Origin of the sequence: Flavobacterium noncentrifugens (assembly GCF_900100375.1) — a bacterium.
In the GTDB taxonomy this organism is placed as follows: Bacteria; Bacteroidota; Bacteroidia; order Flavobacteriales; family Flavobacteriaceae; genus Flavobacterium; species Flavobacterium noncentrifugens.
The window spans coordinates 81,995-94,874 of the sequence record NZ_FNEZ01000006.1 but is presented as its reverse complement, the minus strand read 5'-3'; the positions used below and the strand labels follow the sequence as shown (position 1 = coordinate 94,874).

Below are 12,880 nucleotides of genomic sequence, written 5' to 3'. Positions count from 1 at the left end.
TAAAAAACAAAAAATATGAAATTCAAAATCCAATATAAAATCGCTTTCATTTTCGCACTTGCAGGATTGCAATCAGCAGTTGCCCAGAAAAAAGACGAGAACATCGGAACCGAAGTAGTGAATGTCGTAAAGCCTTATACGCCGACGATTTCAGACGCTTTCAAAATTAAGGAAACGCCTGCTTTAGACGACGAAGACAACACTAAGAAAGAAGTTATCAAATACAACATTTTCTCATTTCCCGTAGCATCTACATTTACGCCTTCTAAAGGAAAAGCGGCTGGTGTTGACAAGTCTAAACAAGAGCGTTTGTTTAAGAATTATGTTACTGGCGGATTTGGAAATTACGGAACGGCATTCGGTGAATTGTATGTCACGCAAGACGTTGGAGACAACGATTATTTCGCGGGTTCTGTAAAGCATTTGTCTTCGAATGGCGGCATCAAGGAAGCGATCGTTGACGACAAATTCCTGAATTCTTCCATCGACTTGACTTACGGAAGCAAACAGAAAGATTTTTCCTGGAACGCCGATCTGGGTTATCAGATCCAGAAATATTTCTACTACGGATTTCCGGTTGATTATGGAAAAGACATTTTGACAAACGAACAGCTTGTTGGGATTGTACGCGGACTCGATGATGTACAAACCTACAACAACGTATATGTTTCGGGAAAACTGAAATTCAATGAAAACATGTTCAATGAAGTCGGATTGAAATACAACCGTTTCTGGGACGCGTATGATTCGGCTGAAAACCGTTTTGTCATCAAGCCGGTTTTTGAATTTGCGGTTGGCGAAAATTCGATCAAAACAGAAATCATTGCCGATTATCTGGGTGGCGAATTCAAGAAAAATTATTTTACGGCATTGCCGACAAAATACGGATTTACGAATTTCGGGATCCATCCGAGTTTTGCCATGCAGAAAGACGATTGGTCGTTCAACATCGGCGCATCGGCATTTTACAGCATCGATTCTGAAAACAGCAAAAACAAATTTTACATTTATCCGAATGCGACGGCTTCGTTAAAAGTGGTTGGTGATTTAATGGTGTTTTATTTAGGCGCGGACGGAACATTACAGCAAAATTCCTATCGTGATTTCACCAACGAAAATCCTTATGTTTCGCCTTCGCTCGGCATAGCGCCAACAGACAGGCAATTGGACGGATTTGCAGGTTTGAAAGGAAAACTGTCGAATTACATCAGTTATAACGTACGCGGTTCGATGATCGCCGAAAGGAATAAAGCGATGTTTTTAAATAATCCGAGAAATGAATTGAACTTAGACCAGGAAGCGTATCAATACGGAAATTCTTTCGGCGTTGTGTATGACAATGTCAGGACGTTAAGCTTTTTCGGTGAAGTGAAAGCCGATTTTACGAAAGACATTTCTGTCGGAATCAATGGAACTTTCAATAAATATGACGCAAAGAATCTTGATGATGTTTATAATTTGCCTGAGCTTAAATTTGGAGCCAACATTGACGTAAACATCACGCCAAAATGGTACGCAGGTGCAAATCTGTTTTTTGTCGGAGAACGAAAAGACCTGCTGCAATCAAGTTTTGCAATCGCACCTCAGACCATTACTTTGGACAGTTATTTCGATGCCAATGCACACGTCGGATTTAAATACAGCGACAGGCTAACCGCTTGGCTGCGTTTGAACAACATTGCAAACCAGGCGTATGAAAAATGGCTCAATTACCCGGTACAGTCGTTTCAGGTAATGCTTGGAGCGAGTTATAAATTTGATTTTTAGAAGAAGTTTCAAAGTTTCAAAGTCGATTCGCTGAACTTTGAAACTTTGCTGCTTTAAAACTTTCTTACTTTCACATGACTTTCAAACAAAACATACATTCCCATTACCTTCAGCTTGTTCAGGATCGGATTGACGTATTCCGTGATATGATTTCGGCTTTGACCGAAGATTCAAAAAACGACGCAAAAGGTTCAGCAGGCGATAAGCATGAAACCGCTTTGTCGATGATGCACATCGAACAGGAAAAGCTGAATCGAAAACTAAAAGAATGTTTGGATCAGAAAGCGATTTTGGATAAAATCGATCCGTTGGCGCAAGCCAGGAAAATCAGCCTGGGCAGCTTGGTCAAAGCCAATGGCATTTATTTGTATGTGAGTTCTGCTTTGCCAAAAATTACCGTTGGCGAAATTTCTATTATCGCGCTGTCACCACAGTCTCCGCTTGGAGAGAAATTAATGGGAAATGAAACTGGTTTTTCATTTGAGATCAATAAAACGCTATATGCAATTGAAGAAATTGCATAGCAGCAGTTGCATTTTGTAAGTTAAATGCTCATTTATCTAAAATATACTTTCATATTTATTGCTAATTCTCCTTTTTTGTTTGGATATTTAACTGATTATTTGAAATAAGTTTTCTAATCGTAATCAAAAACACATCTTTGCCTTATCAAAATAAACAAAATTAAGTCAAAGTATAAAAGTTATCAATTATGTGCGGAATATTAGCCATTATCGGAAAAGGAAAAGATGAAGAATTAGTAAAAACGCTTTCAAAAAGGATGTCGCACCGCGGCCCGGATGAAAGCGATTTGCATGTTACAGAAAATGGGCACATCTTAAGCCACGAGCGTTTATCGATCATCGATTTGCATTCGGGCAAACAACCGATCAAAGGAACCAAAACCGCTTATATGGTTCATAATGGTGAAATCTACAACCACCAGGAATTGCGCGACGGGATTTTAAAAGATCATACTTTTCGCACCAAATCAGATTCGGAAGTCATTGTACATTTATACGAAGAATTCGGTTACGATTTCTGCCATTTATTAGACGGTGATTTTGCTTTCGTAGTCGTTGATGGCGATGATTTTATTGCAGGCCGCGACCCGATGGGCGTAAAGCCTTTGTATTACGGATTGGACGAAAGAGGCCGGATTTACTTCTCGTCTGAGATGAAACCGATAGCCGACCAATGCAAAACATTTTCCACTTTTCCTCCGGGACACATTTACACACAAAAAACAGGTTTCGTAAAATACTACAAACCGGTTTATGAAGATTATACCAAAGCAACGAAAGCATTGGATCTATCTGCAATCCGCGAAGCGTTAACCGAAGCAACCCGCAAAAGATTAATGAGCGATGTGCCAATCGGAGTATTGCTTTCCGGCGGATTGGATTCTTCATTGACTTCTTCAATCGCCGCAAGATTGTTGGCCGAAAAAGGCAAAAAACTCCATTCATTCTCAATCGGTCTTGATAAAGATGCGCCGGATGCAGCAGCAGCAAGAAAAGTAGCCGAATTCTTAGGAACTGACCACCACGAAATTCATTTTACAATAGAGCAGGGCATCGAAATCCTTGACAAATTAATATGGCATCTTGAAACATACGACGTGACTTCCGTACGGGCAAGCACACCGATGTATTTCCTGTCAAAAGCGATCACCGACCTCGGGATCAAAGTAGTGCTATCAGGAGAAGGTGCAGATGAAATCTTTGGCGGGTATTTATATTTTAGAAATGCGCCTTCAACTGAAGATTTCCAGAAAGAAACCATCGAAAGGGTTCAGAAATTGTTTACTGCGGATTTGCTTCGTGCCGATAAATCAACCATGGCTCACGGACTCGAAGCGCGCGTTCCGTTCCTGGATAAAGATTTCCTCGATGTGTCAATGCTGATCAAAGCCGAAGAAAAACAGCCAAAAACTTACAATGGCGTAGAAAAATACATTCTAAGAAAAGCGTTCGATACGCCCGATCAGCCTTATTTGCCACAGGAAGTGTTGTGGAGGCAGAAAGAGCAGTTTTCCGACGGCGTAGGCTACAACTGGATTGATACGTTGATCGAATATTGTTCGTCAAATGTCACAGATGAGCAACTGGAAGCCGCAGCAGAAAGATTTCCATACAATACGCCAACGACAAAAGAAGCATATTTCTACCGCGACATTTTCCACAAGCATTATCCGCAATTGAGCGCAGCGCAAACCGTTCGCAAATGGATTCCGAAATGGCAGGAAAACCAGGATCCAAGCGGACGTGCCAATGCAGCACACGTCAAAGCAGATGTTGAAATCGCCAAATCTGGCGCTACAGTTTAGAAAGTTTATTAGGTTTGTTGAATATTGTTTGTAATTTTAAGCGCCGGAGTTGTTACCGGCGCTTTTTTTATGGCTTTAAAACTCACTTTCCAATTTTACGACCTGCCGCTTGCGCATCCGTTTACGATTTCGCGTTATACGGTTAATGTTCAAAAAACCGTTGTCGTTTGTATTTCCGATGGGGAAATTTCCGGATATGGAGAAGCAACCGTCAATCCGTATTACCATAGTACAGTGGAAAGATTGACAGAAAGCATTTCCAAAGTCAAACCAATTATCGAAAATTCAGAAATGATTCATCCATCAGATTTATGGCAAATTGTTGCGCCACATCTGCAGGAAGATTATTTTGCATTGTGCGCGATCGACGAAGCGTATTGGGATTTCTACTCGCGCAGGCACAAAAGAACGCTCCGGAGTTTTTGGGCTGCAGCCGATGAAAATCTGCCGTTAACTTCGTATACGATTGCGATAGACTCGATCGAAATGATGCAGCAAAAGATCATCGAAAAACCATGGCCTGTTTACAAGATCAAACTCGGAACGCAAAATGACCTGCAAATTGTAGAATTACTCCGTAAAACGACCGATTCAGTATTCAGGATCGATGCCAATTGCGCCTGGACTGCAGATGAAACGATTGAATATTCAAAAATCTTCAAACAACTAAATGTCGAATTCATTGAACAGCCTTTAAAAGCAAATGATTTCGAAGGCATGAAAAAAGTTTGTGAACATTCGGTTTTGCCGATTATTGCAGACGAAAGCTGCCAGCGCGAAGATGATGTCAATTCCTGCGATGGATTATTCCACGGCATCAACATTAAACTCACCAAATGTGGCGGCATCACTTCGGCTTTGCGAATGATCGAAAACGGACGCGACAAAGGCCTTAAAATCATGGCAGGTTGTATGACCGAATCGACTGTCGGAATTTCAGCATTGGCACAAATCGCCCCGCTTCTGGATTATATCGATGCCGACGGAGCGCTGCTTTTGAAACAAGATATAGCCAAAGGCGTGTCGTTTGATTTCGGTAAAATCCGCTACAGCGAAAACTTCGGAATTGGTGTCGAATTGTACACAGAAAAATCGATATAATGTTAATAACTTAAAGTCCAAAAGGACTATTTTGACTGGGAAATCATTCGCGTTTTTATATATTTGCGTGTTATACAAAAAATATATTTTTTACAGTAAATTTTTATGAGCGAAGAAATCAAGAAGAACAATTATTCAGCAGATAGTATTCAGGCATTAGAAGGGATGGAGCACGTAAGAATGCGTCCTTCCATGTATATAGGCGATGTAGGTGTTAGAGGACTACATCACTTGGTTTACGAAGTAGTAGACAACTCCATCGATGAAGCGATGGGCGGATGGTGTGACACAATTGGTGTGGCCATCAACGAAGATGGGTCGGTAACGGTTGAAGACAACGGCCGTGGAATTCCGGTTGACATGCACAAAAAAGAAGGCATTTCTGCACTTGAAGTCGTCATGACGAAAATTGGTGCCGGAGGTAAATTCGACAAAGATTCCTATAAAGTTTCCGGAGGTTTGCACGGTGTGGGTGTGTCTGTAGTGAATGCGCTTTCCAAACACATGAAATCTACGGTTTTCCGTGACGGAAAGGTCTACGAGCAGGAATACGAAAGGGGAAAATCAATGTATCCGGTAAAGCAGGTTGGCGAAACGACCAAACGCGGGACCATGCAAACGTTCTATCCTGATGATACCATTTTTACACAAACGACCGAATTTTCATACGACACGCTTTCTGCACGTATGCGTGAATTGTCGTTCCTGAACAAAGGAATTACGATTACGTTTACCGATAAAAGGGAAGTTGACGATAAAGGCGAATTTAAGGTTGAGGTTTTTCATTCCGATGAAGGTTTGAAAGAATACATTCGTTACCTCGATGGAAACCGCGAGCCGATCATTTCACATGTTATCTCCATGGACAATGAAAAAGGCGAAATCCCGGTTGAGGTTGCTTTGATCTACAATACAAGCTACACAGAGAATATTTTCTCTTACGTAAACAACATCAATACGCACGAAGGTGGAACGCACTTGCAGGGTTTCCGCAGCGGATTGACAAGAACATTAAAAAAATATGCTGATGCTTCTGGTTTATTAGACAAACTGAAATTTGAAATTACCGGAGATGACTTCCGTGAAGGACTGACCGCGATCATTTCTGTCAAAGTTCAGGAACCGCAATTTGAAGGGCAGACTAAAACCAAACTTGGAAATAGGGAAGTCGTTTCTCCTGTTTCTCAGGCGGTTGGAGAAATGCTCGAAAATTATTTGGAAGAAAATCCGAACGATGCAAGAACGATCGTTCAGAAAGTGATCTTGGCAGCGCAGGCACGCCACGCAGCGAAAAAAGCGCGTGAAATGGTGCAGCGTAAAACCGTGATGGGCGGCGGCGGACTTCCGGGTAAATTATCCGATTGTTCAGAACAGGATCCGGCAAAATGCGAGGTATACCTTGTCGAGGGAGATTCGGCGGGCGGAACGGCAAAACAAGGCCGCGACCGTGCTTTTCAAGCGATCATGCCATTGCGTGGTAAGATCCTGAACGTTGAAAAAGCCATGCACCACAAGGTTTTTGAAAACGAAGAGATCCGGAATATTTTTACGGCACTTGGCGTTACGATCGGAACTCCGGAAGACAGCAAGGCTTTGAATATCGAAAAACTACGCTACCATAAAGTCATCATCATGTGTGATGCCGATGTCGATGGAAGCCACATTTCTACTTTGATCCTGACATTTTTCTTTAGATTTATGAAAGAACTGATCGAACAAGGCCACGTTTATATTGCTGCGCCACCTTTATATTTGGTTAAAAAAGGAAACAAAAAAGAATATGCCTGGAACGACGACCAGCGCGATGCTGCGAATGCCAGAATGGGCGGAAGCGCAGGAATCCAGCGTTATAAAGGTCTTGGGGAGATGAACGCGGAGCAGTTGTGGGAAACGACCATGGATCCGAGTTTCAGGACGCTTAGACAAGTCAATATCGATAGCCTTGCAGAAGCCGATCAGGTGTTTTCAATGCTAATGGGCGATGAGGTTCCGCCGAGAAGGGAATTCATTGAAAAAAATGCCGTTTATGCTAAGATCGACGCGTAAATAACGGAATGCCCTAGCCCCGATAACAGCGGAAATCCTTTTTATTTTAAGTGAGGAACGAACAAAATAAAAAGATTGCAGCGGATAGCGGGAACAGCTTCAAAAAATAAACAACAACAAATACATATAAACATGAAAGTTACCATAGTAGGAGCAGGAAACGTTGGAGCCACTTGTGCAGACGTGATCGCTTACAGAGGCATTGCGAGCGAGGTCGTTTTGCTAGACATTAAAGAGGGTTTTGCAGAAGGAAAAGCAATGGATATTTCACAATGTACATCGAATACGGGTTTTAATACGCGTGTTTCGGGTGTGACAAACGATTATTCGAAAACAGCGAACAGCGATGTGGTGGTGATCACTTCGGGAATTCCGAGAAAACCGGGAATGACGCGTGAAGAACTGATCGGGATCAACGCCGGAATTGTAAAAACTGTTGCTGAAAATGTGCTCAAACATTCTCCTCATACTATTATTGTAGTGGTTTCGAATCCGATGGATACGATGACCTATTTAACTTTGAAAGCCACCGGATTGCCTAAAAACCGCATCATCGGAATGGGCGGCGCTTTAGACAGTTCGCGTTTTAAATATTATTTGTCAAAAGCTTTAGACAAACCGATCAACGACGTTTCGGCGATGGTCATTGGCGGACATGGCGATACGACAATGATTCCGTTAACAAGACTGGCTTCTTACAATGGAATTCCGGTTTCACAATTTTTATCTGAAGAAGCAATGGCAAAAGTAGCGGCTGACACGATGGTTGGAGGCGCGACTTTAACCGGCTTGCTCGGAACTTCCGCGTGGTATGCGCCGGGTGCTTCTGTTGCTTATCTGGTAGACAGCATTTTAAATGACCAGAAGAAGATGATCGCGTGTTCGGTATTGCTTGAAGGCGAATACGGACAAAGCGATGTTTGCGTTGGCGTGCCTTGCATCATTGGTAAAAACGGGATTGAAGAAATCGTCGATATCAACCTAAATGACAACGAAAAAGCACTTTTCGCAAAGAGTTCAGACGCGGTAAGAAACATGAATGCCGACCTGAAATCGGTTTTGGCGTAAGCTTTTATACTTTATATAAGGAAGACTGCAAATTTGCAGTCTTTTTTTTGAGATTAATCAATAAATAAATTGGTTAATGTTTTCAGTAATTATATATTTGCACGTTTCAAAAAAAATAGGATAATTTTAACACCTGATTTTATTGGGTTTTGGATCATCCGAAAGCATTAAAATAAACCACAAAAACCAGAATTAATTAATTTTTAGTAATAATGCAGAATAGAGGACTAGTTAAATTTTTCGCAATTTTATTTGCATTGGTAAGCATTTACCAACTTTCATTCACTTTTGTAGCTGACGGCATTGAAAAAGATGCAAAGACTTTCGCGAAAGGAAGCTCTGAGAGAGAAGTAAAGTATTTGGATTCTATCGGAAAAGAGAAAGTCTTTAATCTTGGGTTCACCGATTTTACTTACAACGAAGTAAAAGACAAAAAGATCAACAAAGGGCTTGACCTTGAGGGTGGAATCAATGTACAACTTCAGATTTCGGTTAAAGACATCATTAAAGGATTGGCAAACAATTCTAAAAATCCTGTTTTTAACCAGGCAATTGAACAAGCTACCAAAAATAGAAAAGGAAATGAAGATTACCTTGATGTGTTTTTCAGGGAATTTGACAATGCTTCTAAAGGAACTGTAAAATTAGCTTCTCCTGATATTTTCGCAAACAAAAACTTAGGTGATCAGATCAACTTTAAAATGTCTGATGGCGAAGTTCAGAAAATCATCCGCAAAAAAGTAGATGAATCTGTAGATTCTGCTTTTGAAGTATTGAGAAAACGTATTGATAAATTCGGCGTAACACAACCAAACATCCAGAAACTGGGTGAATCAGGAAGAATCCTCGTGGAGCTTCCAGGTGCAAAAGATGTAGATCGTATCAAAAAATTATTGTCTGGTACGGCACAATTGGAGTTCTGGGAAACTTACAAAATTGACGAAGTAGGGAATTTCCTTATGGCGGCCAACAATGCTTTGAAAGCTACTGAAAAAGCCGTTGTAAAAACAGAAACCAATACTAAAACACCCGATACCTTAAGCGCATTGCTTGCCGATAAAGCAAAAGATACGACAGCTTCGGCTTCAACAAAAGACTTAGGGCCAATCATCAGCAAATTTGTTGCTCAGGGTGGTGGTGCTGTTCTTGCAGTTGTAAATACAAAAGATACAGCAACAATCAACGGTTATTTCAAAAGACCAGAGATTAGAAACTTATTAAGCGGAGACCAGCGTTATGCCAAATTTGTTTGGGGAATTCCAACAACAACAGTTGACGAGAAAACCAAAAAACAGGTAGAAACTGTTGAGCTTTATGCTTTAAAAGGAAACCGTGACAACCAGGCTGCGATGAGCGGTGGCGTGATTACAGATGCTAAAGATTCATTCGACCAATTAGGCAAACCATCCGTAACCATGCAAATGAACGGACAAGGTGCAAAAGCCTGGGAAGAATTGACCGGTAAAGCCTACACACAAAAAAGCAATATCGCGATCGTTCTTGACGATATCGTATACTCGGCTCCTGGCGTTTCGAGCGGACCGATTTCAGGAGGAAGATCTGAAATTTCAGGTACTTTCGACGTGACACAAACCAAAGATTTAGCGAACGTGCTTCGTGCAGGTAAATTGCCTGCTGCTGCAGAAATCGTACAATCAGAAGTAGTTGGGCCATCATTGGGGCAGGAAGCTATTGACAACGGAACCACTTCAGCGCTTGTAGGGCTGCTGATCGTAGCTCTTTGGATGGTGGTTTATTATGGTAAAGCAGGTTGGTTCGCCAACGCAGCGCTTCTTGTAAACTTATTGTTCCTTTTCGGAATCCTTGCAAGCCTAGGTGCGGTATTGACTTTGCCTGGTATTGCCGGTATCGTATTGACCATGGGAACTGCGGTAGATGCGAATATCATTATCTATGAAAGGGCAAAAGAAGAATTGCGCCTTGGAAAATCAATCGAAGAAGCGGTAAAAGCATCTTTCGGATGGAAAGGGGCAATGCGTTCGATCATTGATGCGAATGTGACGCACGTATTGACGGGAGCGGTTCTTTTGATCTTCGGAACAGGACCAATCCAGGGATTTGCAACGACTTTATTGATCGGTATCGCAACTTCATTGTTCACATCAATCTTCATCACAAGAATGTTGTTAGACTGGAGTGTTGCTAAAGGAAACAAATTGACCTTTACAACAGGGTTCTCTAAAAACTTCTTTACGAATTTCCACTACGACTTTTTAGGAGCAAAGAAATACACTTATATTTTCTCAAGTTTGGTAGTTATTGTGAGCGTGATCTCGCTTGCTACTCACGGTTTGGATTATGGTGTTGATTTCAAAGGTGGAAGAACTTTCCAGATTCGTTTTGAAAAGCCAGTTTCTGCTGAAGAAGTAAGAAATGAATTGCTTCCTGTTTTTGATAAGTCTGCCGAAGCGAAAGTTTTCGGAAAAGACAACCAATTGAAAGTGACTACCAAATTCATGGTTGAAGCACACGGAACAGAAGCTGACGAACAGGTAAACAAAATCTTGTTTGACAAATTGAAAAAACACTTCGATGCAAATATGACTTACGATAAATTCGTAAACAGCTACGAAGGCAAACAATACGGAATTCTTCAGGCTTCTAAAGTTGGGCCAACAGTGGCAGACGATATCAAAACCAATTCATACTGGGCAGTTCTTGGTGCGATGGCCATCGTATTTATCTACTTAATGGTATCGTTCAGAAAATGGCAGTACAGCTTAGGTGCGATCGCAGCGGTTGCGCATGATGTGATCTTCGTATTGGGTGTTTACTCTTTATTGTGGAAATACATGCCATTCGGAATGGAAATCGACCAGCACTTCATTGCAGCGATCTTAACGGTAATTGGATATTCAATGAACGATACCGTAATTGTATTTGACAGGGTTCGTGAATACCTTGGCGGAAAAGCAAAAGGTAACTTCAACCAGATCGTAAACCAGTCGATCAACTCGACCATGTCAAGAACGATCAATACGTCATTAACGATGATCCTGGTATTGCTAATCATGTTCATCTTCGGTGGCGAGTCAATCAGAGGATTTATCTTTGCGATGCTTATCGGTATCGTGATCGGAACCTACTCTTCATTGTTCATCGCAACACCGGTATTGGTAGACACGATCTCAGATGCAGAACACAAAAGAATTGAAGAAGAGCACAACAGGGAAGCTTAATTCAAATAGTTATATAAAAAGCCCGATAGTGATATCGGGCTTTTTTTTGTGTTTTTTCAGGAGCTATTTCCTGCTCCCGAACCTTCGGGAAGCTGTGTCTTTTTTAAATGCCTCCGCTGCGTCATACAAATTTACAAAGGATGCCGCTTCCACCAGGGCTAAGGAAGTATTGTACGAATTATAATGCAGCTATAAATTAAACTTCACATATAGAAATTCACCTGCTTTTCATTATGTTTGTCATACTAATTAATCAACCATGAAAACCGAAAAACCAACCAAACTGATCCAACTGCTCGATGATCTGATATCAGAAACCGAGAAAATAAATGTCGGCCAAATCTACATTGCCGTTGTCGAAGAAACAAACAGGATTAAGTTTTTAGAAACGGCAGCAAACCCATTTTCAGAAACTGTTTACAAAAACCTCATTCGGTTGTCTATCAAAGATTTTATCCATTCGGGGCGCGCTATCGATAGCATAGAGGTGATCCGGGAAGTGATGGAGGTTATTTCACAGGCGGAGATTATCGCAGAATGATATTTTAAGGTTTCGGGAAAATATTTGGAATTTTTTGCCAGGTCATGTAAAACTCCAACTGTAGTCAGGTGCAGTTTTATCTTTCATTTTATTATTCCGAAGATTTTTGTCTAAGCTAAATCTCTGAAAATGAGAATTGGTTTGCTTCGCGAACGAAAACGAAGTTATGAAAAAACGTTTTCAATTTACAGAAAACGAGTTGATCCGTTATTAGCAATAACGTTACAATTTATCTTTCAAAAAATTTCTGACATCTTCTCTTAACAACCCATAAGCGAATTCTTTTGGAACTAAAGCTTTGGACTTGTCTTTGTTTGTACTTGTCTGATACCAATAATTGTCCATTTTAAGGATGTGAAGATTTTTTGGGATTTCCTTGATGTTTACAAATTCGTATTTGCCATCTGTAAAAACAATTTTTTCACTATAATCGTAGCCACTTTCTCTTTTATTCATACTTATAATGCTTCTGCTTTCTTGAAGCGGAATTAGATCATATGACTCTTCTAATAAGAATCCACAATTTGATTTGTCCGAGTAACAGATAGAAGCAATGTATTGCCCCGTTTCGGTTTTGATAATGCGTGGATTGCTTAACCACTTGAATCCTAATTTATACATTTCTTCACGCACAATATCTGTAATAATAATTGCTGATAAATGTCTTGTTATGACGTCCGAGTTTTCTGTGTATGCCTCTTCATTATAAAAACTGCAATAATTTTTAGAGTTGATTTTATCATTTTGCGAATATGCTGAAATAACCGAACATAAAAGAAATAGCATAATTTTTAAATGTGTCATATTTGAAATGATTGGTTTTGATGG

At 40.7% G+C, this 12,880-nt stretch carries 9 protein-coding genes; 8 read left to right on the top strand and 1 reads right to left on the bottom strand.

The genetic code is table 11. The features are described 5' to 3' along the window. Positions 1 to 15: 15 nt before the first annotated feature. From BLS32_RS15545 to BLS32_RS15510, 8 genes are all read left to right on the top strand, one after another. Positions 16 to 1,767: a TonB-dependent receptor gene (locus BLS32_RS15545; RefSeq protein WP_091397963.1), complete on the top strand. Its 1,752-nt coding sequence runs from the start codon at positions 16 to 18 to the stop codon at positions 1,765 to 1,767. Positions 1,768 to 1,841: 74 nt separating this feature from the next. Then, complete coding sequence (locus BLS32_RS15540) at positions 1,842 to 2,291, top strand: hypothetical protein (protein ID WP_091397960.1); 450 nt, start codon at positions 1,842 to 1,844, stop codon at positions 2,289 to 2,291. 188 nt (positions 2,292 to 2,479) lie between these two features. Beyond that, positions 2,480 to 4,096 carry an asparagine synthase B gene (gene asnB, locus BLS32_RS15535; protein ID WP_091397957.1) on the top strand — a complete coding sequence of 539 codons (1,617 nt, stop codon included), beginning with the start codon at positions 2,480 to 2,482 and terminating at the stop codon, positions 4,094 to 4,096. A 24-nt stretch (positions 4,097 to 4,120) separates the two neighbouring features. Beyond that, the gene (locus BLS32_RS15530) at positions 4,121 to 5,197 is read left to right on the top strand and encodes a dipeptide epimerase (protein WP_307725639.1); all 1,077 of its coding nucleotides are present in this window, start codon (positions 4,121 to 4,123) and stop codon (positions 5,195 to 5,197) included. 105 nt (positions 5,198 to 5,302) lie between these two features. Then, positions 5,303 to 7,243 (top strand): DNA topoisomerase (ATP-hydrolyzing) subunit B, encoded by a 1,941-nt coding sequence (gyrB, locus tag BLS32_RS15525; RefSeq protein WP_091397954.1) that lies wholly within the window; start codon positions 5,303 to 5,305, stop codon positions 7,241 to 7,243. A gap of 132 nt (positions 7,244 to 7,375) precedes the next feature. Continuing rightward, positions 7,376 to 8,311 (top strand): malate dehydrogenase, encoded by a 936-nt coding sequence (locus BLS32_RS15520; protein WP_091398443.1) that lies wholly within the window; start codon positions 7,376 to 7,378, stop codon positions 8,309 to 8,311. A 212-nt stretch (positions 8,312 to 8,523) separates the two neighbouring features. Beyond that, positions 8,524 to 11,511 carry a protein translocase subunit SecDF gene (secDF, locus tag BLS32_RS15515; protein ID WP_091397951.1) on the top strand — a complete coding sequence of 996 codons (2,988 nt, stop codon included), beginning with the start codon at positions 8,524 to 8,526 and terminating at the stop codon, positions 11,509 to 11,511. A gap of 259 nt (positions 11,512 to 11,770) precedes the next feature. After that, on the top strand, positions 11,771 to 12,052 hold the full coding sequence (locus tag BLS32_RS15510) for a hypothetical protein (RefSeq protein ID WP_091397949.1): 282 nt from the start codon (positions 11,771 to 11,773) through the stop codon (positions 12,050 to 12,052). Positions 12,053 to 12,274: 222 nt separating this feature from the next. Here BLS32_RS15510 and BLS32_RS15505 read toward each other — a convergent pair whose 3' ends face one another. Further along, positions 12,275 to 12,856: a hypothetical protein gene (locus tag BLS32_RS15505; RefSeq protein WP_091397946.1), complete on the bottom strand. Its 582-nt coding sequence runs from the start codon at positions 12,854 to 12,856 to the stop codon at positions 12,275 to 12,277. Positions 12,857 to 12,880 lie beyond the last annotated feature (24 nt).

Excerpts from the sequence above, each read along its gene's own strand:
- BLS32_RS15545 (WP_091397963.1), top strand. The coding sequence starts at position 16 with ATGAAATTCAAAATCCAATATAAAATCGCTTTCATTTTCGCACTTGCA.
- asnB (WP_091397957.1), top strand. The coding sequence starts at position 2,480 with ATGTGCGGAATATTAGCCATTATCGGAAAAGGAAAAGATGAAGAATTA.
- BLS32_RS15510 (WP_091397949.1), top strand. The coding sequence starts at position 11,771 with ATGAAAACCGAAAAACCAACCAAACTGATCCAACTGCTCGATGATCTG.
- gyrB (WP_091397954.1), top strand. The coding sequence starts at position 5,303 with ATGAGCGAAGAAATCAAGAAGAACAATTATTCAGCAGATAGTATTCAG.
- secDF (WP_091397951.1), top strand. The coding sequence starts at position 8,524 with ATGCAGAATAGAGGACTAGTTAAATTTTTCGCAATTTTATTTGCATTG.
- BLS32_RS15540 (WP_091397960.1), top strand. The coding sequence starts at position 1,842 with ATGACTTTCAAACAAAACATACATTCCCATTACCTTCAGCTTGTTCAG.
- BLS32_RS15520 (WP_091398443.1), top strand. The coding sequence starts at position 7,376 with ATGAAAGTTACCATAGTAGGAGCAGGAAACGTTGGAGCCACTTGTGCA.
- BLS32_RS15505 (WP_091397946.1), bottom strand. The coding sequence starts at position 12,856 with ATGACACATTTAAAAATTATGCTATTTCTTTTATGTTCGGTTATTTCA.